Annotated in this window: 18 protein-coding genes; 6 read left to right on the forward strand and 12 right to left on the reverse strand. The window is 73.9% G+C overall.

Features of this window, described 5'->3' with window-relative positions:
* Window positions 1-18 precede the first annotated feature (18 nt).
* The 4 genes from wecB (at window position 19) to WME83_RS14840 (ending at window position 4,907) form a co-directional block, all read left to right on the forward strand.
* Window positions 19-1,137 (forward strand): non-hydrolyzing UDP-N-acetylglucosamine 2-epimerase, encoded by a 1,119-nt coding sequence (gene wecB, locus WME83_RS14825; protein ID WP_437319937.1) that lies wholly within the window; start codon window positions 19-21, stop codon window positions 1,135-1,137.
* A gap of 294 nt (window positions 1,138-1,431) precedes the next feature.
* Window positions 1,432-2,052, forward strand: a complete 621-nt coding sequence (locus tag WME83_RS14830; RefSeq protein WP_437319938.1) for a prepilin-type N-terminal cleavage/methylation domain-containing protein — start codon at window positions 1,432-1,434, stop codon at window positions 2,050-2,052.
* Window positions 2,053-2,063: 11 nt separating this feature from the next.
* Complete coding sequence (locus WME83_RS14835; RefSeq protein ID WP_437319939.1) at window positions 2,064-3,695, forward strand: pentapeptide repeat-containing protein; 1,632 nt, start codon at window positions 2,064-2,066, stop codon at window positions 3,693-3,695.
* An 861-nt stretch (window positions 3,696-4,556) separates the two neighbouring features.
* Window positions 4,557-4,907, forward strand: coding sequence for a hypothetical protein (locus tag WME83_RS14840; RefSeq protein ID WP_437319940.1), 351 nt, complete (start codon window positions 4,557-4,559; stop codon window positions 4,905-4,907).
* A gap of 21 nt (window positions 4,908-4,928) precedes the next feature.
* Here the strand turns inward: WME83_RS14840 and ptsP are convergent, their stop codons facing one another.
* From ptsP to dhaK, 3 genes are read right to left on the reverse strand one after another with little or no spacing between them, the layout of a single operon-like run.
* Window positions 4,929-7,388, reverse strand: a complete 2,460-nt coding sequence (gene ptsP / locus WME83_RS14845; RefSeq protein ID WP_437319941.1) for a phosphoenolpyruvate--protein phosphotransferase — start codon at window positions 7,386-7,388, stop codon at window positions 4,929-4,931.
* Window positions 7,385-8,035, reverse strand: a complete 651-nt coding sequence (gene dhaL, locus WME83_RS14850; RefSeq protein ID WP_437319942.1) for a dihydroxyacetone kinase subunit DhaL — start codon at window positions 8,033-8,035, stop codon at window positions 7,385-7,387. Before dhaL ends, ptsP begins: the two co-directional genes overlap by 4 nt.
* A gap of 3 nt (window positions 8,036-8,038) precedes the next feature.
* Entirely contained in the window at window positions 8,039-9,040 is a 1,002-nt protein-coding gene (gene dhaK, locus WME83_RS14855) for a dihydroxyacetone kinase subunit DhaK (RefSeq protein ID WP_437319943.1), read from the reverse strand.
* Window positions 9,041-9,119: 79 nt separating this feature from the next.
* On the opposite strand from dhaK, the gene WME83_RS14860 reads away from it, so the two are divergent.
* Window positions 9,120-9,923, forward strand: coding sequence for a YqjF family protein (locus tag WME83_RS14860; protein WP_437319944.1), 804 nt, complete (start codon window positions 9,120-9,122; stop codon window positions 9,921-9,923).
* Window positions 9,924-9,972: 49 nt separating this feature from the next.
* On the opposite strand, the gene WME83_RS14865 is transcribed toward WME83_RS14860, so the two are convergent.
* From WME83_RS14865 to WME83_RS14875, 3 genes are all read right to left on the reverse strand, one after another.
* The gene (locus WME83_RS14865; protein ID WP_437319945.1) at window positions 9,973-10,929 is read right to left on the reverse strand and encodes a YheT family hydrolase; all 957 of its coding nucleotides are present in this window, start codon (window positions 10,927-10,929) and stop codon (window positions 9,973-9,975) included.
* A 50-nt stretch (window positions 10,930-10,979) separates the two neighbouring features.
* A complete protein-coding gene (locus tag WME83_RS14870) occupies window positions 10,980-12,770 on the reverse strand; it encodes an MXAN_6577-like cysteine-rich protein (RefSeq protein ID WP_437319946.1) in 1,791 nt (596 codons plus the stop codon).
* A gap of 188 nt (window positions 12,771-12,958) precedes the next feature.
* Window positions 12,959-14,098, reverse strand: a complete 1,140-nt coding sequence (locus tag WME83_RS14875) for a site-2 protease family protein (protein ID WP_437319947.1) — start codon at window positions 14,096-14,098, stop codon at window positions 12,959-12,961.
* A 418-nt stretch (window positions 14,099-14,516) separates the two neighbouring features.
* On the opposite strand from WME83_RS14875, the gene WME83_RS14880 reads away from it, so the two are divergent.
* Entirely contained in the window at window positions 14,517-15,944 is a 1,428-nt protein-coding gene (locus WME83_RS14880) for a POT family MFS transporter (RefSeq protein WP_437319948.1), read from the forward strand.
* A 161-nt stretch (window positions 15,945-16,105) separates the two neighbouring features.
* On the opposite strand, the gene WME83_RS14885 is transcribed toward WME83_RS14880, so the two are convergent.
* The 6 genes from WME83_RS14885 to WME83_RS14910 all read right to left on the reverse strand — a co-directional run bounded on the left by WME83_RS14885 (window position 16,106) and on the right by WME83_RS14910 (window position 23,384).
* Complete coding sequence (locus WME83_RS14885) at window positions 16,106-17,419, reverse strand: hemolysin family protein (protein WP_437321999.1); 1,314 nt, start codon at window positions 17,417-17,419, stop codon at window positions 16,106-16,108.
* 233 nt (window positions 17,420-17,652) lie between these two features.
* Window positions 17,653-18,720 (reverse strand): 3-deoxy-7-phosphoheptulonate synthase, encoded by a 1,068-nt coding sequence (locus WME83_RS14890; RefSeq protein ID WP_437319949.1) that lies wholly within the window; start codon window positions 18,718-18,720, stop codon window positions 17,653-17,655.
* A 302-nt stretch (window positions 18,721-19,022) separates the two neighbouring features.
* Window positions 19,023-19,859 carry an RNA polymerase sigma factor gene (locus WME83_RS14895; protein WP_437319950.1) on the reverse strand — a complete coding sequence of 279 codons (837 nt, stop codon included), beginning with the start codon at window positions 19,857-19,859 and terminating at the stop codon, window positions 19,023-19,025.
* 419 nt (window positions 19,860-20,278) lie between these two features.
* Entirely contained in the window at window positions 20,279-21,661 is a 1,383-nt protein-coding gene (locus WME83_RS14900; RefSeq protein WP_437319951.1) for an RNA polymerase sigma factor, read from the reverse strand.
* Between the two features lie 77 nt (window positions 21,662-21,738).
* On the reverse strand, window positions 21,739-22,800 hold the full coding sequence (locus WME83_RS14905) for a hypothetical protein (RefSeq protein ID WP_437319952.1): 1,062 nt from the start codon (window positions 22,798-22,800) through the stop codon (window positions 21,739-21,741).
* An 86-nt stretch (window positions 22,801-22,886) separates the two neighbouring features.
* Window positions 22,887-23,384 (reverse strand): hypothetical protein, encoded by a 498-nt coding sequence (locus WME83_RS14910; RefSeq protein WP_437319953.1) that lies wholly within the window; start codon window positions 23,382-23,384, stop codon window positions 22,887-22,889.
* Window positions 23,385-23,432 lie beyond the last annotated feature (48 nt).

Here is a 23,432-nt window from a genome sequence, read left to right on the forward strand (position 1 = left end):
GCATGCTCCTCGGTCGACATGATCTACCTCGTCGCCGCGACGCGCCCGAACTTCATGAAGCTCGCCCCCATCTGCCGCGCCCTCAAGGCGCGCGGCCTCCCGATGCGGCTGCTCCACACAGGCCAGCACTTCGACACGACGATGAGCGACGTGTTCTTCCGGGACCTCGGCCTGCCGACGCCGGATCACACGCTCAAGGCGGGCGGCGGCTCGCACGCCCAGCAGACGGCCGCGGTCCTCGTCGGCACCGAGGCCGACCTGATCGAGCACCGGCCCAAGGTGGTTGTCGTGGTCGGCGACGTCACGAGCACCCTCGCCGCCGCGCTCGCGGCGTCGAAGCTCGGCATCCCCGTCGTCCACGTGGAGTCCGGCCTCCGCTCGCGCGACTGGACCATGCCGGAGGAGATCAACCGCGTCCTCACCGATCAGCTCTCCGATCTCCTGCTCACGCCCTCTCACGACGCCCACCCCAACCTGCTCGCCGAGGGCATCGCCCCGGAGCGGATCCGGTTCGTCGGCAACGTGATGATCGACTCCGTCCACTACGCGCTGAAGCGGCAGACCGACGCGCTCTCGCGCTTCGGCCTCCAGCCGAAGAAGTACGCGATCGCGACGCTCCACCGCCCCGCCAACGTCGACAGCGCCGAGCGGCTCGCGGAGACGCTCGACGCGCTCACCGCGATCGCCGAGCGCCTGCCGACCGTGTTCCCCGTCCACCCGCGCACGGTCGCGCGCGCCGAGTCGTTCGGGCTGTCGTCGCGCCTCCGGGAGACGAAGGGGCTCCGGATCATGGAGCCGCTCGGGTACGATGATTTCGTGACCGTGATGGGCAATGCGCTGCTCGTCGCCACCGACTCCGGCGGCATCCAGGAGGAGACGACCGCGCTCGGGATCCCGTGCCTCACGATGCGCCAGGGCACCGAGCGGCCGATCACCGTGACGCAGGGCACCAACACCGTCGTCGGGCTCGACGCCGCGCTCATCGCGCGCGAGGTCGACGCCATCCTCGACGGCCGCGGCAAGCGAGGCACGGTGCCCGAGGGGTGGGACGGCAAGACGGGCGAGCGCATCGCCGACGCGCTCGAGGCCTTCCTCGCTGGCGACCCGCCGCCGAAGACGGCCGGCCCGCGCGCCTGAGCCGACGTCCCGTCCGCGGCGCTCGCGGCCGTTCCGAGCGGCTCGCCCGCGCGCCGACGCAGCGCGCGCCCGCCGCGCCTCTCCTCTCCACACGTAGACCCTCTGGGAGCGCGCCGCTGGAACTGCCGCGCTCGCTGCGATATCCGACCCAACGTCGTTCACTGTGGCTGACGTGGGAGGCGCGCCGCCTGAAAGGCCGCGCTCCCCACAACACCCGACCAAACGGCGTTTGCTGTGGCCTATCTCCCAGGGATCTGCCTGTTCAGCGAGCGATGCTCCGGTTATAGGTGTATCGTGGTAAGGAATTTCCTAGCTGGGGTCGATACGGCATCTCGGGGGCGGGGACGACGGGGGTTCACCCTCGTCGAAGTGATGCTCGTGGGCGGGCTCGTGGCGATCCTGGCCGCGCTCGCCACCCATGGGCTGTCGAGATATCTGGTGTTCGCCACGTCGGCGGAGGCCAAGCAGACGATCGGCGGCATCGCCAGGGCCGTCGTGGCGTCGGCCGACCGCCTCCAGGCGAGGTCGGACGGCGCCGCGTCCCGGCCGCTGTGCAGCGATGCGGTCACGGTGCCCAACGCGTTTTATCGCGTGCAGGGCGTCAAATACCAGCCCGACCCCCGCCCGGGCGTGGACTACAACACCGGGAGCCCGACGGCGGGCTGGTTGTGCCTTGGATTCGAGGTCACCCACCCTCAGTCGTACCAGTATCGATATCGACTCGGCGGCTCGCCCATGCCCGTGTCGGTCAATCACTTTCCGGAGGACGTGCCGCTGGACAGGCGGTGGGCCGCTTACGCGCGAGGCGATCTCGACGCGGACGGCACGCACGCGTGGTTCGCGCTGGACGGCTACATGAGGGACGGGCAGGTGGTGTTCGCGAGCGCGGTCGGCTCCATCGACCCGGACGAGTAGGCGGCGCGCCCGTGGATACCTCAGCGTTGCACAGGCTGTTCGGCGCCCTCTCGGCGCGCCGCGGCGGTGAGAGCACGGCGATCGAGCTCCCCGGCGCGGATCTCGCGGCCGCGCACCTGCCCTGCGCCGACCTCCAGGGCGCGAACCTCGCCGGCTCGCGCCTCGACGGGGCCAAGCTCCCCGGCGCGAACCTCGCGGGGGCGCGGCTGGACACGGCGTCGCTCGTGAACGCCGATCTCACCGGCGCCGACCTGCGCTGGGCCGATCTCTCGGGGGCGTTGCTCGGCGGGGCGCTGCTCACGGCCGCGGATCTGCGCGGGGCGAAGCTCCCGCGCTCGTTCTCGTCGGCGAGCTCGCTCGCGGGCGCGCGCGTCGATTCGGCGGCCTGCGCGCGCTCCGGCTTCGACGAGGAGGCCATCCTGGCGCTCGCGAGCGCGGGTGCGTCGTTCGACGACGTCGCCTCGTTCGCGTCGCCGTTGCGCGAGGCGCTCGTGAGCGCGGACGCGGCCCCGGCGAGCGCCGAGCGGAGCCGCCGCACCGCGCCGCCGGACTCGCGGCGGCTGGGGGCGGCGCCGGACTCGCAGCGGCTCGGGGCAGCGCCGGACTCGCGGCGGCTGGGGGCGGCGCCGGACTCGCAGCGGCTGTCCGCGGCACCGTCCTCGCAACGGATGTCGGCGCCGCCCGAATCGCAGCGGTTGGGGACGGCGCCGGACTCGCAGCGGCTGGGGGCGGCGCCGGACTCGCAGCGGCTGTCCGCGGCACCGTCCTCGCAACGGATGTCGGCGCCGCCCGAATCGCAGCGGCTGACCGGTTCGCCGGACGCGCGCCGGCCCGGCGCGGCCGCCGGGGCCTCGCGCCGCGCCGGCGAGCCGGCCGAGCCGCCGCCGGCCCGGCGCGCCGCCGTGGCCGCCGGCTCACGCCCGGCGCCGGACGCGCCCCTGCTCGCGCGGCCGCTCGAGCTCCGCCTCGCGCTCGCCGGAGGCGCGCTGCTCCTCGCCCTGGCGGCCGCGGTCGCGCTGGTGAAGGTCCCGCCGCCCGGGCTCCTGTGGGCGGCGCACGCCGGCGGCGCGCTGGGCGCGGCGCTGCTGACCTTCGCGCTGCCGCCCTTCGGCGCCGAGCGCGGCGCCGCGCGCGCCCTCGGCGCCCGCCTCGTGCTGGCCGCGCTCGCCGCGACGCTCGTCCACGGCCTGGATCCGTCGCGCCTCGCCGTCTTCCGGCTGCGCGCCACGCTCTCCTCGGGCGACGCCGCGCATCGGGCCGCGGCCGTGCGCCTGCTCGCGCGGAGCGGCCACCGGAGCTTCGACGGGCTGGACCTGTCGGGGCTCGACCTCTCCCGCGCGGATCTCACGCAGGCGAGCTTCCGGAATGCGCGCCTCGTGGGGGCGGACCTCTCGGGCGCCGCCCTGATCGAGTCGACCTTCGAGGGCGCCGATCTGAGCGCCGCGAACCTCCGGGGCGCCGACCTCTCCGGGACGGACGCCGAGCAGGCGCGCGGCTGGGAACTCGCCGAGTGCGATCCGGCGACGGAGCTGCCCGGCGAGGGCTCGTGCCTGCTCGGCCACCCCGTCCGCGGGCCGCAGCCGGCCGAGGACGCCACCGCGCGCTCGACGCACGAGGAGGCGCCGCCGGCAGGGGCGCTGTAGCGAAGAACGTCGGGGGGCCGCGCGGCGCGGAGTGCCCGGCGCGCCCGTGGCGTTGCGCCGCCGCGGCGTTGCCGGATGCCAAGGGGCCGGCGGTGGGTGGTGGCCGGATTTGAACATGAAGGCGGGAAGGCGGGAAGAAAAGATCAATGATCTTCCTGCCTTCCCGCCTTCCCGCCTTCATGTGAATCACTCCGGGGCAAATGGGGCCACCACCCGGCGGTGGGTGGTGGGTATTTCGGCTGAAGAAGAGGTCTTTCGGACCGCCAAGGCGAATCCATTCGACCGCCCTTGACGGATTCGAAGGTGCGCATTGCATCGCGCAGCGACCCCTTATAACGTCGTCGCCGCGGGGCTAGATAAGAGGGACCTTCGTTGGGCTTCATGCAGCGCTGCGGCTGGAGGCGAGATGAAGAGCCGTTTAATTCTGATCTGTGGCGTCGTTGCCGCGTGCAACTACGACATGGGTGAGTGCTACCTCCGGGATGGTCGTGGTGAAGGCGTCGGCGCCGGAACCACCACGTCGGGTGGGCTCGGGGGCTTCGGAGATGTCCCGCCGGAGCCGCAAGGCGCGATGGATCCTACCGAGTGCAGCGAAGCGGTTGAAGCAGCAGCCCAGGTGCTTGCGCGTCCCCCGGGAGCCACGCGTGCGTAGAGCAGTGTGAGGCGATCGGTGCCTACTGCGTTCATCAAGCCTCGCATCCATACAGCCCTAGCAGCGGAATCGGCGAGTTGTACTGGTGCAAGGGTGGCAAGCCCACATGGACATGCTCCTACCAATGTTCGAATGGAGATAACTGTACTGTCATCAATCCCATTGCAACCTGGCTTTGTCGGTACACATTTGACAAGTAGGGCGGACGAATGACACGTGATCGGCAGGTGGCGCAGGCGCTCTCCGAGGGGCTCAACTGTCTCTCTGTGATCGTGGAATCGCTCGACGTCGGCGCGCCGGCGTCCGAGGTCCCGAGAAGTGAATGGTTAGGGGCTCTGCGAGCGATGGGGGATGCCATCGATGCGATTTCGTCAAGAGAGGTGGCGACGACGCTCATCGTGCAGCAGGCTGACTGCGACATCGTCCGAAGGTTGATCGCCTTGGTGCAAGAGTGGACGACTACGCGCCAGCCCCCCCAAGAGCTGCCGGTGATGGCACAGTCTATTTTGAAGATCTTCGATCGTCACAGCACCGAATCTTCACCTGACACGGAGAAGTGACCATCGCCGCCCCGCCGGCCGTCAGCCCGGACGCTGCGCCGCCGCGCGGGCGGCGCGGGCCGCCGCCGCGTCGTCGACCGCGAGCGCCTCCTCGGCCACGGCGGCGAGCTCCGCGAACGAGGCCCCGGCGAGCGCGTCCTCCACCGCGTCGAACGCGGAGGCGCACATGCTGAGCCGCGTGATCCCGAGGCCGACCAGGAGCGGCGCGACGCCGGGATCGCCGGCGGCCTCGCCGCACACCGAGACGGGCCGCCCCGCGGCGTGCCCCGCCTCCACCACCGCCCGCACGAGCCGCAGCACCGCGGGGTGCGCCGGATCCGAGAGCGCGTGCAGCCGCGGGTGACCGCGCTCGGCCGCCAGCGTGTGCTGCGTCAGATCGTTGGTGCCGATGCTGAAGAAATCGGCCTGCCGCGCGAGGCGCTCGGCCATCAGCGCCGCCGACGGCACCTCGACCATGATCCCCGTCGCCACCGGCCAGAGGTGCGGCAGGCCCGCGGCCGCGAGCGCCTCGTGCGCGCGCTCGAGCGCCGCGCGCACCGCGACCACCTCCGCGGCGGTCGAGACCATCGGGATCAGCACGCGGACGTCGTGGCCGCGCCCGGCGACGAGGATCGCGCGGAGCTGCGCCTCGAGCATCGCCGGCCGCGCCAGGGAGAGGCGGACGCCGCGGATGCCCAGGCTCGGGTTCGTCTCGGCGTCGAGCTCGAGGTAGGGCAGCGCCTTGTCGCCGCCCGCGTCGAGCGTGCGGACCACGATCGGCGCGCCCGCGAACGCCGCGAAGATCTCCGCGAGCAGCTCCGCCTGCTCGGCCTCGCCCGGCTCGTCCACGCGGCCCAGGAACAGCATCTCGGTGCGCAGCAGCCCGACGCCGAGGGCGCCGGCCTCGCGCGCGGCCCGCGCGTCCGCGGGCCCGGCCACGTTCGCCCACAGCTCGACCTCGCGCCCGCAGGCGAGGCGCAGGCGGCCCTCGCGGGCGCCCGGTGGGCGCCGCGACGCGCGGAGGGCCGCCCGCCGCCGCTCGATCTCGGCCGCGGTCTCGGGATCGGGGTCGAGCCACACCTCGCCGGTCGCGCCGTCCAGGCCGGCGCGCGCGCCGCCGGCGTCGGGCACCAGCGCCGCGGCCCCCGCCACCGCGGGGATGCCGGCGGCGCGCAGCAGGATGGCGGCGTGCGACGTCGGGCCGCCGCGCCGGTCGATGACCCCGAGCACGCGCGCCGCGTCGAGCCGCGCGGCCTCCGACGGCGTGAGATCGTCGACCACGACGACGGCCGGCGGCCCTTCGGGCAGCGTGGCCGCGGCGCCGCCGAGCAGGGCGCGCACCACCGCGTCGCCCACGTCGTGGACGTCCGCCTCGCGCGCCCGCAGGTACGGGTCCTCGAGCTGCCGGTAGATCGCCGCCGCGGCCTCGATGGCCAGGCGGAAGGCCCAGGCGGCGTTGCAGCGCTCCCGATCGATGCGCGACAGGGCCTCGTCGACGAGGGCCGGGTCGCAGAGCAGCGCCTGGTGCGCCTCGAGGATGTCGCTGCCGCGCAGCGCGTTCCCGAGGTCCTGCGCCGCGATCTCGAGCGCCCGCCGCAGCCGCACGGCCTCGGCCGCGGGGTCGTCGACCGTGGTCTCGGGGATGTCCGGGAGCACGCGCACGAGCCGCACGAGCGGCCCGAGCGCGACGCCCGGCGCGACCGGGGTGGCGAGGCCCGAGGTGGCGGGCGCCGCCGCCGCGCCCACCGGCGCCTCGCGCTGCACGAGCGCGGCGAGCGCCGCGACCGCCTCGGCCGCCTGCCGGCCGGCGGCGCGCAGGCGCAGCACGTCGCCGCGGCGCGCCCCGAGCGAGGCGAGCGCGATCAGGCTCGAGGTCGCCACCGGCCCGCGGCCGGCGGTCACGTTCTCCAGGGTGATCGCCGCGTCGAACGTCGCCGCGCGCGCGATGAGCTGCGCGGCCGGGCGGGCGTGCAGGCCGCTCGGCTCGGCGATCGCGACGTCGACCGCCACCGCCGGCGCGCCCGCGGCCGCCGCAGGCGCCGCCGCGTCCGCCGCTGCCGCGGCGGGGCGCTCGCTCTCGCCGAGCTGCGCGGCCTTCGGCTCGAGCGCCTGCCGCGCCTCCGCGGCCACCTGATCGAGCGTGCCGCCCGCCGCCGCCCGCACGGCGGCGGCGACCGCGCCTTCCACGATCGGCCCGCCCGTGAGGCGCGTGCGCGCGCCGAGCTCCGGATCGACGAGCTCGAGCGCCGTCTCGGCGCTCAGGATCGCGCTGCCGAGGTCCATCAGCACGACGGCGCCGGCCGGCCCGCAGACGCGCTCGATCGCCGCGGCGATGGCCGTCGCGTCGGTGCCGAGCTCGGCGCCGCCGTCGCCCGCGCCCGCCGCGCACGCGATGGCGACCGACTCGCCGGTCATCTGGCGGGCCAGCGTCTCGGTGGCCTCCGCGAGCGCGCGGCTGTGCGAGACGAGGACGAGCCCGACGCGGCCCGCCGCCCCGCTCATGCGCCTGCCGTCGCGGCCAGGCTCCGCAGCAAGAGCCAGCACGACGTGGCGCCGGGGTCCTGGTGCCCAGCGCTGCGCTCCCCGAGGTAGCTCGCACGGCCCTTGCGGGCGATGAGCGGCACCGTCGCCTCCATCCCGGCCCGCGCCGCGTCGGCGGCGCGGCCGAGCGCGTCCCGGAGCGCGGCGCCGTCCGCGGCCCCCGGCGCGCTCAGCGCGGCCTTGAGCGCGTCGACGGCAGGGACGAGCGCGTCGACCATCGTCTTGTCGCCGGGCGACGCCTTGCCCCGGCGCCGCACGCCCTCGAGGCCCGCCTCGAGGCAGCCCGCCAGGGCCGCGAGGTCGAGCGCCGCGGCGCCGGCCACCCGCTGGCCCGCGTCGCGGAAGAGCGTGCCGTACAGCGGCCCGCTCGCCCCGCCGACGGTCGACAGCAGCGTCATCCCCACGTCCCTGAGGAGCGCGCCGACGTCCCCGCGATCGAGGCGGCCGAGCCGGTCGCGCACCGCCGCGAAGCCGCGCGCCATGTTGACCCCGTGATCGCTGTCGCCGATCGCCGCGTCGAGCTCGGTCAGGAACGCCTTCTCGCGCTCCAGGACCTCGGCCGCGCGCTCGAGCCACGCCGCGATGTGCTCGCCGCTCAGGGTGTGCATCGCTCAGGCCCCCCAGCGGAGCGCCGGCGTGTGCACCGGGGCGTCCCAGAAGCGGATCATCTCGTCGTCGAGCTTGAGGACGGTCGCCGACACGCCGGCCATCTCGAGCGACGTGATGTACGACCCGACGAGGCTGCGGGCGACCTTGAGGCCGCGCTCGCGCGCGATCGCGTGGGCCCTGCGGTAGACGACGTAGAGCTCGATGAGCGGCGTCCCGCCCATGCCGTTGACGAACAGGAGCACGTCGTCGCCCGGCTTGAACGGCAGGTCGTCGAGGATCGGCTGCATCAGGAGCTCGGCCACGCGATCCGCCGGCTCCAGTTGGGCTCGACGCCGGCCGGGCTCGCCGTGGATGCCGATGCCGACCTCCATCTCGCCCGGGCCGAGCTCGAACGACGGCTTGCCGGCGTGCGGCACGGTGCAGGCGGAGAGCGCGATCCCCATGCTGCGGCCGTGCGCGTTGACCCGCCGGCACAGCGCCGCCACCTCGCCGAGCGGCAGGCCGGCCTCGGCGGCGCCGCCGCAGATCTTCTCGGCGAGGACGGTCGTCCCGACGCCGCGCCGCCCCGCCGTGTAGAGGCTGTCCTCGACCGCCACGTCGTCGTTCACGATCACGCCCTCGACCGCGATCCCCGCCTCGCCGGCGAGCTCGGCGGCCATCTCGAAGTTCATGACGTCGCCGGTGTAGTTCTTGATGATGTGGAGCACGCCGGCCCCGCCGTCGACGGCCCGCGTCGCCTCGAAGATCTGGTCGGGCGTCGGGCTCGTGAACACGGCGCCCGGGCAGGCGGCGTCGAGCATGCCGCGCCCGACGAACCCCGCGTGCAGCGGCTCGTGCCCGCTGCCGCCGCCGGAGAGGAGGGCGACCTTGCCCCTGGCCTTCGCCTCCGCCCGCGTGACGAAGAGCGGCGCGGCGTTCACCCGGAGGAGCTCGCCGTGGGCCAGCGCCATGCCCTCGAGCGCCTCGCCGACCAGATCGCCCGGCGCATTGATGAGCTTCTTCATCCTGCCTCCGCTCCGTCGTCGTCCGCGTGTCGTCCGTTTACTTCCGGCTACGTCCGCTCTCCGGGCGCAGGATATCCCCATGGCGTCGCCCGCCGCGAGAGGAGATCTCTCCGCCGCGCTGCCCTACGCTTCGGGCGCCATGGACCGACTCGCCCCCACGCTCCGCCCGCCGGGCCGCCCGGCGGGCTTCCAGCGCTGGAGAGATCTGCTCTTCCTCCACTGGGAGACGCCGGCCTCTGCGCTCCGCGCCGTCGTGCCGCCCGCGCTCGAGCTCGACACGTTCGAGGGCAGGGCCTACGTCGGCGTCGTCGCCTTCACCATGCGCGACGTCACGCCGTGGTGGTCGCCGAGCGTCCCGGGGATCTCGAACTTCCACGAGCTCAACGTCCGCACCTACGTGCACCGGGAGGGGCGCGATCCGGGCGTGTGGTTCTTCAGCCTGGACGCGGCCAAGGCCCTCGCGGTCCTCGTGGCCCGCGCCGGCTGGCACCTGCCGTATCACTACGCCTCGATGGCGCTCGAGCCGCGGGGCGGCGAGGTCCACTACCGCAGCGAGCGGCGCTGGCCCGGCCCCGTGCCCGCGCGCTTCGAGGCGCGCTACCGCGTCGGCGCGGCGATCGACGGCGGCGTCGCGACGCCGGGGACGTTCGAGCACTTCCTGGTCGAGCGATACCTGCTGTTCGCGTCGAGCCGGGGCGCGCTCGAGGTCGGGCAGGTGCACCACGCGCCCTATCCGCTCCACCGCGCCGAGGTGAGCCACGTCGAGGAGAGCGTCGTGGCCGCGGCCGGCTTGCCCGCCCCCCAGGGGGCCCCGCACGTGCTCTTCAGCCCGGGCGTGGACGTCGACGTCTACGCGCTGAAGCCCGCCGCGCCGCTCGCGTAAAGCTGTCGCCGCGCGCGGCGGCGCGGCCTCTGGCGCGCGCGCCGGCGCGTCAGCGCCCCTGCAGCCAGTGGATGACCTGGGACTCGAGGCCCGGCGCGCCCCCGAACCCGAGGCTCAGCGTCTGCGGGAAGCCCACGTGCCCGCCGAACCGGAGCCACTGGACGTCGAGCAGCGGCGAGCGCGGGTAGGCCTCGAGCGCCGGCCGCACCGTGTCGAGCGGCACCATGGGGTCGGCCTCCGTCGCGACGATCAGCGACGGAACGGCGAGGTCGCGGAGGCGCGGGGCGGCGCTCTCGCTCGCGTAATACGCCTCCGGGCTCGGATAACCGAACCGCGGCGTCATGATGCGCCGGTCCCATTCGCGGATCGTGCGGATCGCGAGCGCCTCCCGGACGGGCAGGGGCATGGCGCGGCGGGACGCCACGGCGCTGTACATCTCCTTCAGCGCCGACAGCACGTGCCAGCGGTACACCCAGCGCTCCGGCCGATCGATCGCCGTGACGGACTGCTCGAGATCGAGGGGCGGGCAGACCGCGGCCACGGCGCGGACCCGCGGGTCGAGCGCGCCGGACGCGGCGTAGCGGAGCGCGATGTGCCCGCCGAGCGAGTAGCCGACGATGAGCACGCGCTCGTACCGGTCGAGCTCGGGGGAGGCGATGGCGGCGTGCAGATCGGAGAACAGGCCAGCGTGGTAGAGATCGGCGCCGTCGCCCCCGGCGCCGCGCAGGTTGACGCGCAGGCACGAGAGCCCGGCGCGCTCGGCCTGCGCGGCGGCCTCGACCACGTAGTGGCTCTCCAGCGTGCCGCCGAGGCCGTGGACCGCGACGAGGATCGACGTCGCGCCCTCGCGGTGGCGGACCCGACCGAGCAACCGGACGGGCCCGGCCGGCGATTCGTCGACGTTCACCGAGAACGGGGAGGAAGGGGGGAGCGGCGGCGCGCGGAGCTGATGCTTGAGCCAGGGGGCGATCGTCCAGAAGTGGCCGTGGAGGAGGATGCGCCGCATCGACGCGCTCCTACCACGGCCGGCGCGCTCGTTCTATTTGGCGCCGCGGCTCACCGGCACGTGAACTCGGGGTCGCCGCTGCAGGAGTCCGCGCACTCGTCGCAGAAGGCGCACTCGAGGGCCGCATTGTAGAGCGCGGCGCTCTCGGGATCGCCGGCGACGCAGGCGTCCTCGCAGTCGGCGTCTCTGTTGCACGTGCGGTAGCAGTCCATGAAGATGATGCACGTATCGAGCTCGGTGCAGGCCGCGAGCTCGTCGCGGCAGTTGCCGTCGAACGCGCACCGGACGCACCCCGAGCTGCCGTCCCCGCACACGCCCGCGTCGTCGCAGACCGGCGGCGGGACCGCGCGCCGCACGGTGAGCCTGAACGCGCCCTCGTCCGCGTCGCGGGACCCGTCCACCACGACCACGACCGTCTGGCCCACGGCGAGCGTCACGGTGGCCTCCGACCGCTCGTCGACCAGCGTGTCGTCGCTGCACGCGAGCTGCGTCCCCCGGCACGTGCCGTCGTGCACGTGGACCACCGTGTCGAACGCGGACCCGTACGTGTCGAAGACGTAGTCGCCGGCGACCGGCGCCGTGAACGAGTACCCCGCGTCGGGGCTGGCGGCGGAGCTGGGGCAGCCATCCGCCACGGTCGGCCGCACGCTGTTGGGCCGGCCGACCGTGCTGCCGGTGATCGTCTGCGGCACGGCGCCGGTGAACGAGCCCGCCGGGCAGCTCGGCGCGCTCGCCCGCGTGATCGCCAGCTCGAACGTGCCCGCCTCGCCGTCCGCGCCGTCGACCACGATATAGACCGTCTGGCCCGTGGCCAGGTCGGCCGTGACGGCCGCGCTCGAGTCGGCGCTGCAGGCGATCTCGGCGCAGCCCGTGGCGTCGAGCAGGGCGAGGACGACGTTGTAGGCGGATCGGCTCGTATCGAAGGAGTAGACGCCCGCGGTCGCCGCGGTGAACGCGTAGATGCGCTCGCTCGAGCTCGCGGACACGCACGAGGGGGCGTACGAGTTCGGCTGCCCGACCGTCGTGTTGTTCGCGAACTGCGGCACGGCGGAGCCGAGGTCCTGGCCCGGGCTCACCGTGCACGCGCACATGCCGGACTGGCAGACCTGCGAGGCGCTGCACTCGGTCCCGCAGCCGCCGCAGTTCGCGGCGTCGGTCTGGACGTCGACGCAGGCCTCGCCGCACGCCGTGAGCCCGGAGCCGCAGCCGTCCCTGCACGCGCCCGCCACGCACGTCTGGTCGTCGGTGCACTCGGTCCCGCAGCTGCCGCAGTGCGACTCGTTGTTGGAGAGGTTGACGCAGGCGCCGTCGCAGTCGGCGAGCCCGCTCGAGCACCCTTCGTCCTGACAGGCGCCGTCCTCGCAGGCCTGCCCCTCCTCGCACGCCGCGCCGCACTCGCCGCAGTTCTCCGGGTCGGACGAGGTGTCGACGCACTCGTCGCCGCACTCGGTGCGCCCCCCGGCGCAGTCGCCCTGACAGTCGCCGCCCTGGCAGGTCTGCCCCTCCTCGCAGGCGTTGTTACAGCTGCCGCAGTGCGCCTCGCTGGTGTCGACGTCGACGCAGGTGCCGCCGCACAGCGTCTGCCCGGACTCGCACACGGCGACGCACGCGCCCGCGCTGCAGACCTGCCCGCTCGAGCACGTCGTGCCGCACGCGCCGCAGTGGCTGGAGCTCGTGCTCGTGTCGACGCAGACGCCGTCGCATTGCGTCTCGGGAGCGACGCACACGTTCGTGGTAGGACCGCCATCGGAGCACGACGCCACGGAGGCGAGCACCGCCGCGGCGAGCCAGAGCAGGGTGTACGTCGGCGCGAGCCTGAAGCGCGATTTGACCTTTTGCATGAGCCTTCCCTCGGCAGAGATGCCGGCGACGGGGGTCGTAACGAAGAGCTACCGGGGAGGATACGCCGATGGCCTTCCGGGCTGTCAATGCTTGCAGCCCGATCCCGCGCGCGGATCGCGCCGGCGCGCGCCGCGTCGGCGCCGCTGCGGCCGGGGGGCCTGCGTCACGGCGTCAGGGCGTCAGGGCGTCAGGTCCATTGCGTGCGCGGCGCCGCCGGCGACGGGGCGCCGCCGAGCCGCGAGGCCGGGAGGAACTGCAGGAGCGCGAGCGCCTCGGCGATGTCCTCTTGGCTGATGAGGCCCAGGTACCTTTCACCGTCGTACACCGCGACCAGAGGGGCGCTCTTCTCGGACATGAGGCGCATCACGTCGTCGAGCGAGCGGTCGGCGTCCACGCGGGGGACGTCGCGCCGCATGATCCCGGCGACGTACGCGCCGCCCGCGCCCTCGGCCAGCGCGCGGACCACGTCGCCCCGCGTCAAGGCGCCGATCGGCTGCCCGTCGAGCAGGACCGCGAAGTCGGTCTGGTAGGTCGTGAGGATGTGCTCGGCGGCGTCGCTCACGCGGTCGCAGGGCGACAGCGCGATGGCGCGCCGGTTGTAGGCGCGGCCCACGGGGACGACGCCGAGGATCGACCGCGCGCGCTCCGTGGTCCGCTCCTGCGTCGCGCCGAGGAACACGAGCACCGAGATGAAGGCGAGCACGAGGTGGCCCGACAGCACGGCGAGGGCGAACAGGGCCACCGCGATGACCTGCCCGATCGCGGCCGCCGCGGAGGTCGCGCGCGCGGGGCCGATCGCCATCGAGAGGCCGGCCCGGAGCACGCGCCCGCCGTCGAGGGGCAGCGCCGGGATCATGTTGAAGACGGCGAGCGCCACGTTGGCGCCGAGCAGCCAGAGCAGCGCCGTGGGCAGCGAGGGGCTCGACGCCGTCCCGAGCGAGGGGAGCTCCGAGAGCAAGCCGAGCGCGCCGGTCACGACCAGGAGGACGGCGGCGAGCACCACGTTCACGGCGGGGCCGGCGAGCGCGATGAGCAGCTCGTGGAGCGGCTTCTGCGGTCGGCCCGCGAACATCGCGACGCCGCCGATGGGCAGGAGCAGGATCTCGCGCACGGTGAGCCCGAAGCGCCTGGCCACCAGGCTGTGACCGAGCTCATGCAGGGCCACGCAGGCGAAGAGCGCCAGCATCAGCGCGGCGCCGAACAGCGCCCCCCGGGCGCCGTGGTGGCCGCTCCACTGGAGCGCTCCGAGGGCGACGATGAGCCCGAAGGTCGCGTGCACGTTGACGTCGATACCGGCGATCCTGGCGACCCTGAATGACCATTTCATGGTGTCTGGCTCCTGCTGGATGCGCGCGAGCGGCGCGTCACGGCGCGGGAGAAGCCGACGACCGCGCGCGCCTGGCGGTGCGGCCGGGTCGCTGGGTCATGAGATCTCTCGATGCCTGCTCGACGATCCTCGGGGCTTGCAAAGCAATGCGCGTACCGGATTTCACGGCGGCGGCAGGCCGGGCGGGCGGCCGGCTCCCGCGGCGCCTCGCCGCAGCGGGGCATTTCGCACCGGGCATTCGAGGCGGAGTGTTGGCGCGGGAACAGGGGGGAGCGCGCGCCCGGTCGAGGCGGGTGAGGAGCGGCGGCGCCGGCGGAGGGCGCCGCGGCGCGCTCGGAGGGGAGGCGAGGGCGAGGCGCGGATTGCCCGGGCGCGGGAGGCGGTCTAGGACGGCGGAGGCGCGCGCGAGGGCCCTGCCATGACGCAAACCGCTTCGAGCACGAACCGATTTCCCCCGCAGATCAAATACATCATCGGAAACGAGGGGTGCGAGCGCTTCAGCTTCTACGGCATGAAGAACATCCTGACGTTCTTCTTGATCAACTACATGCTGATCCACGAGCACGTGGCCAAGGCCAATTACCACCTGTTCGTGAGCGCCTGCTATTTCTTCCCGCTCCTCGGCGGCTTCCTGTCCGATCGCTTCTTCGGGAAGTACCGGACGATCCTCTGGCTCTCGCTCCTCTACTGCGCGGGGCACGCCTGCCTCGCGATCTTCGAGAGCAGCCCGAGCGGCTTCTACGCCGGGCTCGCGCTCATCGCCCTCGGCTCGGGCGGGATCAAGCCGTGTGTCTCGGCGCACGTCGGCGACCAGTTCTCCGAGGAGAACAAGCACCTCGTCAAGCACGTGTTCGCGCTCTTCTACTGGATCATCAACTTCGGATCGTTCTTCGCATCGGCCCTGATCCCGAAGACGCTCGAGTGGTTCGGGCCGAGGGTGGCGTTCGGGATCCCCGGCGCGCTCATGCTGATCGCGACGGTCGTGTTCTGGATGGGTCGCGACAAGTACGTGCACGTGCCGCCGACCGGCAAGAACCCGCACTCCTTCCTTCGCGTCCTCGGGGATGCCGTCCGGGGCGGGCGCGGCGCGCGCGGCGCGCGTGGCGCGCGTGGCGCCACCGAGGGCGGGCACTTCCTCGACGCGGCGCGCGGGAGGCACCCGGAGGGCGCCGTCGAGGGCGCGAAGGCCGTCTTGCGGGTGATGACGATCTTCGCCCCGATCCCGGTGTTCTGGGCGCTGTTCGACCAGAAGGGGTCGACCTGGATCGTCCAGGCGACCCGCATGGATCTCGAGGTGCTCGGCCACAAGCTCGCCCCGTCGCAGCTCATGGCGCTGAACCCGCTCATGGTGATGCTGATCATCCCCTTCAACACGATGATCCTCTACCCCGCCCTCGAGCGGCGCGGGGTCCGCCTGACGGCGCTCGGCCGCATGACGGCGGGCATGGCGATCGCCGGGCTCTCGTTCGTCGCGGTCGCCGCCATCGAGCTCGCGATGGGCTCGGGCGGCCGCCTCAGCGTGCTCTGGCAGGCCGGGCCCTACCTGCTCATCACGCTCGCCGAGGTGCTGGTGTCCACCACCGGCCTCGAGTTCGCCTATTCCCAGGCGCCGCGCGAGATGAAGAGCACCATCATGAGCTTCTGGAACCTCACGGTGACGGTCGGCAACCTGATCACCGCCGGCGTCGCGGCGCTCAACGTGTTCACGGGCGCGATGCAGTACCTCTTCTTCGCGGCGCTCATCCTGCTCGCCGCCCTCGTCTTCGGCCTCCTCGCGCGGCGGTACGTGGTGGTCGACCACTTCCAGCCGAGGCCCGCCGGCGCGCCGCCCGTCCCGGCGGCGTGACGCGCGCGGGCCGCGCCGCGCTCGGCCCCCGCCGCGCGCGCTCGGCCCCCGCCGCGCGCGCGCGGCGCGGGCCGCGCGCGCTCGGCCCGCGCCGCGCGCGCTCGGCCCCCGCCGCGCGCGCTCGGCCCGCGCCGCCCGCGCTCGGCCCGCGCCGCGCGCGCTCAGCCCGCGTCGCGCTGCTCCTCGTCCTCGCGCTCGGCCGGCTCCGGCGGGACGCGCACCCGCACGGTGCGGATCTGCCGGGGGCTCGCGTCGACGATGTGGAGCTCCGCGCCTGCCGGCGTCCTGAGGACGTCGCCGGGCGCGGGGATGCGCCGGGCGAGCCCCATGCAGAGGCCCGCGACCGTGGACCAGCGCGCGTCGTCCGGCAGCTCGATCGCGAGCTGCCGGCTGAGCTCGTGGACCGGCATGTCCCCGGGCACGAGCGCCGACCCGTCCGGCTCGCGCCGGACCGCCTCGGTGGGGGGCGCGTGCGCCTCGTTCTCGGCGAAGATCTCGCCGACGAGCTCCTCGACGAGGTCCTCCATCGTGATGATGCCGATCATGCCGCCCTGCTCGTCCACGACGACGGCGAGCTGGAGCCGCCGCCGCTTCATCTCGGCGAGGAGCTCGACGGCCGGCATCGACGCGACCACGAAGTAGGCCGGGCGCAGGACGCTCTCCAGCGAGAACGGCCCGTCGCCCCAGAGGAGCGCGAGCACCTCCGGCGTCGTGACGTAGCCGATCACGTTGTCGTTCGACCCCTCGTAGACCGGCATCCGCGTGTGACCGTGCTCCAGCACGGCGCGCTGGACCTCCGCGGCGGTCGCCTCGCGCGGGAGCGCCACGACGCGGACGCGCGGGAGCATCACCTGGAGCGAGGTGAGCCCGGCGAAATCCAGGGCGCGGGAGGCGATCTCGCCGGCGCGCCGGTCGACCGAGCCCGCCTCGGCGGCGTCGTCGACGATCTGCTGGATCTCCTCGGGCGAGATGCGCGCCTCGACGAAGTTCGTGCGGTCGCCGAAGAGCCTCAGCACCAGGTTCGAGCTCGCCGTGAGCAGCCACACGAGCGGCCGGGCGAGCGAGGCCAGCCCGCGGAGCGGCGGGCCGACGATCAGCGCGTACCGCTCGGAGGAGCGGAGCGCGAGCGACTTCGGGACGAGCTCGCCGAGGACGAGCGAGAGGAAGGAGACGAGCGCGACCACCGCGGCGAGCGCGAGCTCGTCCGCGGCGTCCCCGATCCACGGCACGGCGCGGAGCACGGGCGCGAGGTCCTGCGCCAGGGTCGACCCGCCGAAGGCGCTCGCGGTGGCGCCGACGATGGTGATGCCGATCTGCACGGTGGCGAGGAAGCGCTCCGGATTGCCCCGCAGGCGCTTCACCGCGCGCGCCCGGCGGCTCCCCGACTGCACCAGCTGGTCGAGCCGCGTCTTGCGGACCGTGACGACCGCGATCTCGGCGCCCGCGAAGACGCCGTTCACGAGCACGAGCGCCAGGATGATGAGAATCTCCGATAAAATGATGGTCTCCTCTCGAGGCGCTCCGTGGACATAGCGCGTCGCCCCGTGGCGCGGCAGCGGCGCGGAGCATGCACGGACAAGGCCGGCGCGCGGTCGTCGCCGCGTGGCGCTGCGGCCCGCGGTTGCGTCTACGGTGGAATTTGTGGGAGGGCTGGCGCGCCGGGGCAGGCGCGCTGGGCGGCGGGGTCACGCCGCGCCGGGCGGCGGGGTCAGGCAGCCTTGCTGGCCCGCCGGTCGCGCACCGCCTGGGCGAGGAGCTCGAGGACCGGCACCGTGTCGTTCCAGCCGAGGCAGGCGTCGGTGATGCTCTGGCCGTAGATGGGGAGCTTGCCCGGCGTGAGGTCCTGCCGGCCGCCCACGAGGTGGCTCTCGATCATGACGCCGAGGATGTCGCGCGAGCCGGAGCGCAGCTGGTCGGCCAGGCTCTCGGCCACGATCCGCTGGCGCGCCGGGTCCTTCTGGCTGTTGCCGTGGCTACAGTCGACCATCAGGCGGCGCGGCAGGCCCGCCTTGGTCAGGCGGTCGGCCGCCTCGCGGACGTGCTCGGGCGCGTAGTTGGGCCCGCGCTGCGAGCCGCGCAGGATCACGTGGCAGGCCGAGTTGCCGCGCGTCGCCACGATCGCCGAGATGCCCTGCTTGGTGACGGACAGGAAATGGTGCGCCTCGCGGGCGGCCCGCACGGCGTCGACCGCGATCTGCACGTCGCCCTCGGTGCTGTTCTTGAAGCCGACGGGGCAGGAGAGCCCCGAGGCGAGCTCGCGGTGGATCTGGCTCTCGGTCGTGCGCGCGCCGATCGCGCCCCAGGAGATGAAATCGGCGATGAACTGCGGCGAGATCGTGTCCAGAAACTCGGTCGCGCTGGCGAGGCCGAGCTCGGCGATGTCGCGGAGCAGCCCGCGGGCGACGCGGAGCCCCTTGTTGATCGAGAAGCTCCCGTCGAGGTCGGGGTCGTTGATCAGCCCCTTCCAGCCGACCGTGGTGCGCGGCTTCTCGAAGTACACGCGCATGATCACGAGCAGGTCGTCGCTCAGCCGGTCGCGCGCCTCCCGGAGCTGCGCCGCGTACTCCAGCGCGGCCTTGGGGTCGTGGATGGAGCAGGGGCCCACCACCACGATGAGCCGGTCGTCGTCGCCCGAGATCACGCGCTCGGCGGCCCGGCGCGTGAACGCCACCGTCTCGGAGGCGGCGGAGCTGACGGGGATCTCTTCGATAAGGATCGCGGGGGGGATCAAGGGCCTGAGCCCTGCAATGCGAAGGTCGTCGGTCGAGTAGTACATCGTGAGGGTGCCAGCATAGCGCGTCGCAGCGCGCTGCGATATGCCCCGACTGCCCGCGCGTGAAACGAAGGCATTTTTTCTTCCGGATCGCCTTCCGGTCCGTTCCGATCGGTTCGGGGCGGCACCGGCCAGGTTTGGTCAGGTTTGGCCAGGTTTGGCCAGGTTTGAATAATTCCAGTTGGCCTGAAGATTTGTCTCGCTGGTGCTTGCGCGCCGTTGAGGCGCAGGCGTCCGGAACGCTCGGTCGCGGGACGGCGTGGGGGCTCGCGCGGGCCTCTGGGCGCGCCGGCGGTCTCCACGGCTCACGCGCCCGCGGGCGCGCGCGCTGGCTCGGCGCCGGATCTGCGGGCGAGCGGGGCGCCGCTCGGGGGCGTGCGGCAGGGCGCCGCCGGCCGCTTCGCGCTCGCGCGGGCGGCGCGCGCCGCGGGCGGCGCCCGTCGTGAGGCCTTCGTGGTCCGCGGCGCGGGCTCCCGCGCGGCCGCGGCCTCCGCCGGCCGCGGCGCGGGCTCCGCCGGCCGCGGCGCGGGCTCCCGCGCGGCCGCGGCCTCCGCCGGTCGCGGCGCGGGCCGCCCGGCGTCGCCCCCCGCGGTTCGCGGTGGCCGCGCTCGCTTGCGCTCGGCGCAGGGCTCCTCGATCAGCGCGCGCAGCGAGGCGATGGCGCGGGTGCGCCACTTGTATGCGGTCGACAGCGGGATCCCGTGCTGCTCGGCGATCGTCGCCATCGGCAGGCCCTCGATGTCGTGCTCGATGAGGATCCGCTGCTCCTCGGTCTGGAGCGACCCGAGCCGCGACAGGATGAGCGAGCGCGTCTGCTCCGCGTCGATCTGCTCCTCGGCGTTCGGGCGCTCGTCGGCGACGCGCCGCGGGGCCTGGCCCGACGAGAGCTCCTCGCGCCGGTGGTGCGCCCGATCGCGGTAGTGCGCGGCCACGTGGACCGTGATCCGGTTGAGCCACCGCTCGGGCCGCGCGCGGAGCGGATCGTAGGTGGGGAAGCTCTGGTATCCGGCGAGGAAGACATCCTGAAGGATGTCGCTCCGGTCGCGGCGTGGGACCCCGAGCCGCTTCAGCCAGTTCCACACGGAGTCGTAGGTCTTCCCCCGAAAGAGCCGGACAAAGGCGCGCTGTCTATCCAGCGGCATCGATGGAGCGAGCGTGCGGTGCGGTTGTCCCATGCTCCCTTAATTAGGAGGACCCGATCCCCCATCTCACAAAAAAGCCATGCCCTCTCAAAAATGATCTTCTGTGCGCGCGCGATCCCCCGCGAGCCACCCCAAAGCGCCACGGACGGGAGCGGTGCTCTCCCGCTGCGGATACGGGCCCACCTCGGCGTTTTCGGTGCTCGGCGTGCTGGAGCACGCCTGTGCGCCGAAAACGCCGATCTGGGCCCGTCTCCTGTGCGGGAGAGCACCGCTCGGCGGCGGCGGTGCCGGAGGAGAGCACCGCTCGGCGGCGGCGGTGCCGGAGAAGGGGTTGGCGGCGTGATGCGGAGGATGGGAATCGCCGAGGGGACGGGGAGATTCAGAGATTTCCCTCCTGGCGTGCTTGGTGGCTTGGCGGGTCAATTCATGCTCGTCCGACCAACGTCGGGGAGCGCAGCGGGGAGGGGAGGGGCCGTCGCGCGGGCGCGGAGCGCGCGGAGCGCCGCGTTCCTCTCGGCCGTGAGGCGGCCCGCCGGGAAACGCCGCCGGTGCTCGGCGAGACGGCGGTTCGCCTCCGCGTAGCGGCCCTTCGAGAGCGCCGTGATCGCGCCGTCGATGAGGGCGCGCTCGGCGGCGATCTCCTCGTCGTTCGACGCGGCGGCACGCCGGCCGGCGGGCGCGGCTGCGCCGCCGGCCGGACGGAGCGCGGCCTTCCGGCCGGGGACCGCCGCGCCGCCCGCTGGCGCGATCCCGGCGGCAGCGCCCGGGGCGACCGCGCTTCCGCGATCCCGCGGAGCGTCCGCCGCGGCAGCTGCGGGCGGCGGCGGCGCTGCGCCCGCGGGCGACGGCGGCGCTGCAGCCTGCGATCGCGGCGCCGCGACGGGGGTCAGGGTCGGCGACGCAGCCCGCGGCGCCGCGACGGCGGCCAGGGATGCCGCTGCAGCCTGCGCCTGCGGCGTGGGGGCCTGCGCCTCTGGCGTCGCGACGGCGGCCAGGGCCGGCGCGGTCGAGGCGCGCGGGTCGGCGGCGGCCAGGGGGGAGGCGGCGCGCAGCGCGCCGATGGCGATCGCGACCGCCGCCGCGACGGCGGCCAGCGGGGCCGCTGCGCTCGCGACGGCGTGGAGCGCGGCGGCGCGCGAGGCCGAGGCACCGGCGAGCCGCCGCGGCGAGAGCGCGCGGCCGATCCGCGCGAGCAGCGAGCGCCCGACCTCGCGATCGGCGCGCGCCTCCTCGACGAGCGCGCCGGCGCTGAAGGGGATGAACGCGAGCGCGCGCCCGCGCTGCCGCGCCTGCCAGCGCCGCATCGCCGCCTCGATGTCGACCCACGCGAGCCGGTGCCGGCTCCACGCGGTGCTCAGGGGGATCGAGAGCTGCTGGGCGATCTCGGCCATGTCGATCTCCTCCAGCTCGTGGGCGACGAACACGCAGCGGCGCTCCATCGGCAGCTCCGCGAGCAGCTGGTCGAGCACGCAGCGCCGGTCCCGCGCGATGACGCGCTGCTCGGAGTCGGGGGTGGCGTCGGGCAGCTCCGCGAGATCGTCGAGCGACTTGAGCCGCTCGCGACGGCGGTGGGCCCGCCGGAAATGGTTCGACGCCTGGTGGGTCGCGATCCCCATGAGCCACGACCGCACGCTGCCCCGGCTCGCATCGAACCGCGGCAGCGCGCGGTAGGCGCCGGCGAGCACCTCCTGGGCGACGTCCTCGATGTCCTGCGCGCGCACCCCGAGGCGGGCGAGGTAGCGGGCGATGAACGAGAAGTGCTCGCCCGCGATGGCCGCCATGAAGGCGTGGGAAGGCTCCACGGACGTGCTCTTGCGTGACGGTGACCCCATGTCTTTTCCCCCCCTGGAGCGCGGCGACGTCGCCGCCGTGAAGCTGGTCAATGCGGCGCCCACGCCCCCCGAGCCACGGGAGCGCGCCGCGCGGGCGCCTCGCGCCGCGGATGCAGGTGGAAGTCCACCCGGAAACCGACGAGCCCACCGGACGCGGGCGGCGCCCAGAGGACACCCGACGGCCCCTCGATGCGGAACTCCGTGAGACGGAGCACGAGATCACCATAGAGCTGCACGCTGATCCGATCCGAGAACGGCATCTCGACGCCGGCGCGCGGCCCCGTGGCGAGCCAGAGCGACGGCGTATCGACGAGCTCGATGTTGGAGCCGGAGGTCTCGACGACCCCGATCGACACGAAGGCACAGGCGAAGAGGCGACGGATCTGGGAGCACGGGATCGCGCTCGCCGCCGCCAGCCAGGTCGTGACGAGGCCGCTCCTGTCGATCTGGACCGCGGCCGGCCATTGAACGTGGCCTTCCAGGCCGAGCGAGAAGGACGGATAACGGAGCGCGACGTGGAGCGCCGTCCCGGCGGTCGTGTCCGGCAGTATCCCGAACACCGCGGCGCCGGCGAGGCCGACGCTGATCCCGGGCCCCGAGGGCCACGCCGGCGCCTCGGCCGCGGCCTCGACCGGGGGCGCGGGGAGCGGGGCGGGCGCGGGCTGCACGTGGAGGCTCGGATCGAGCGCCACGCGGAGCGAGAGCGCCATGTTCATGACGAGCTCCCTGCAGTCGTCGTTGTAGGCGACCAGGTGCCGCGACCACGTGATGGAGCCCTCGGCGTCGTGGAGCTCCATCGCGGCGTGCACCTCCCGGCCCGGCCCGCGGAACACGAGCGCGTTGGCCTGCAAAGCCGCCTCGGGCGCCACCGGGTCGTAGCCGAGCTGCCTGGCCAGCTCCTCGCGCAAGAGCCCCTCGTCCGGACAGCGCTCGGTCCCCGGCGCGCGCCGGTACTCGAGCTGCACCGCGGCGCGAGGCGGCGCGGCGGAGGCGCGCCAGGGCGTGAGCAGGGCCGCGGCCGCCGCGGCGAGCCACGCCGGCGTCCGGCCCCACGGTCGCCTCGGCGTCGCCGCGCCGGCCCCGGTGTTTCTTGCTGAAGGTGCTGACATGGTGCTCATCGCGGCGTGGTGACCGCTCGTTCAGGCCAGGGTTCGACGACGAATGCGCTCCGTCGAGGAGCGGCCAAGGGGATCCGCTAAAAGGCGTCCACCGGGAGCGCGAGCCCCAGGCCGACCACCCCGGAGAGCGGCGGAACCCGCCATACCTCTTTGCCGTTCACCCAGAGCGATGGGCGGCTGTGGTTCGTGTGCAGCTCGACGAACCCGCGCAACGACAGCTGATCGGAGAACCGCCAGTCTCCGGCCGCCCGCAGGCCGATCGAGCTGATCCAGGCCTTGCGCGCCTGGATGGTGACGCCGGGATCGCTCGTGATCTGCAGCTCGCCGGCGTCGAAGACGGCGCACACCGACAGGACCCCGCGATGGCCGCAGATGTCGAGCGTCGGCATCGCCAGGCTCGCGTGGACCAGGACGCCGTCCTCGAAGGTGTCCGCCAGCGAGGTGAGCATGCGCGCCTCGACGGCGATCGACAGGCTGGGCCAGCGGAACGTCGTGGCGAACGAGGCCCCCCCGGCGAGCGCGGGCAGGAGGCCCGTCGCGAGCAACGGCGACGCGGACAGCTCGCCGCGCAACATGTCGTCTCCCTCCTGCGTCTCCCGTCGCGGCTCATCCGTTTCCCGTCG

Origin of the sequence: Sorangium sp. So ce385 (assembly GCF_051474135.1) — a bacterium.
In the GTDB taxonomy this organism is placed as follows: domain Bacteria; phylum Myxococcota_A; class Polyangia; order Polyangiales; family Polyangiaceae; genus Sorangium; species Sorangium cellulosum_D.

Bases quoted from the DNA above. Each gene is read 5' to 3' on its own strand.
- wecB (WP_437319937.1), top strand. From the start codon at position 19: ATGATCTACCTCGTCGCCGCGACGCGCCCGAACTTCATGAAGCTCGCC.
- WME83_RS14840 (WP_437319940.1), top strand. From the start codon at position 4,557: ATGACACGTGATCGGCAGGTGGCGCAGGCGCTCTCCGAGGGGCTCAAC.
- ptsP (WP_437319941.1), bottom strand. From the start codon at position 7,388: ATGAGCGGGGCGGCGGGCCGCGTCGGGCTCGTCCTCGTCTCGCACAGC.
- dhaL (WP_437319942.1), bottom strand. From the start codon at position 8,035: ATGCACACCCTGAGCGGCGAGCACATCGCGGCGTGGCTCGAGCGCGCG.
- dhaK (WP_437319943.1), bottom strand. From the start codon at position 9,040: ATGAAGAAGCTCATCAATGCGCCGGGCGATCTGGTCGGCGAGGCGCTC.
- WME83_RS14860 (WP_437319944.1), top strand. From the start codon at position 9,120: ATGGCGTCGCCCGCCGCGAGAGGAGATCTCTCCGCCGCGCTGCCCTAC.
- WME83_RS14865 (WP_437319945.1), bottom strand. From the start codon at position 10,929: ATGCGGCGCATCCTCCTCCACGGCCACTTCTGGACGATCGCCCCCTGG.
- WME83_RS14870 (WP_437319946.1), bottom strand. From the start codon at position 12,770: ATGCAAAAGGTCAAATCGCGCTTCAGGCTCGCGCCGACGTACACCCTG.
- WME83_RS14875 (WP_437319947.1), bottom strand. From the start codon at position 14,098: ATGAAATGGTCATTCAGGGTCGCCAGGATCGCCGGTATCGACGTCAAC.
- WME83_RS14880 (WP_437319948.1), top strand. From the start codon at position 14,517: ATGACGCAAACCGCTTCGAGCACGAACCGATTTCCCCCGCAGATCAAA.
- WME83_RS14890 (WP_437319949.1), bottom strand. From the start codon at position 18,720: ATGTACTACTCGACCGACGACCTTCGCATTGCAGGGCTCAGGCCCTTG.
- WME83_RS14895 (WP_437319950.1), bottom strand. From the start codon at position 19,859: ATGCCGCTGGATAGACAGCGCGCCTTTGTCCGGCTCTTTCGGGGGAAG.
- WME83_RS14905 (WP_437319952.1), bottom strand. From the start codon at position 22,800: ATGTCAGCACCTTCAGCAAGAAACACCGGGGCCGGCGCGGCGACGCCG.
- WME83_RS14910 (WP_437319953.1), bottom strand. From the start codon at position 23,384: ATGTTGCGCGGCGAGCTGTCCGCGTCGCCGTTGCTCGCGACGGGCCTC.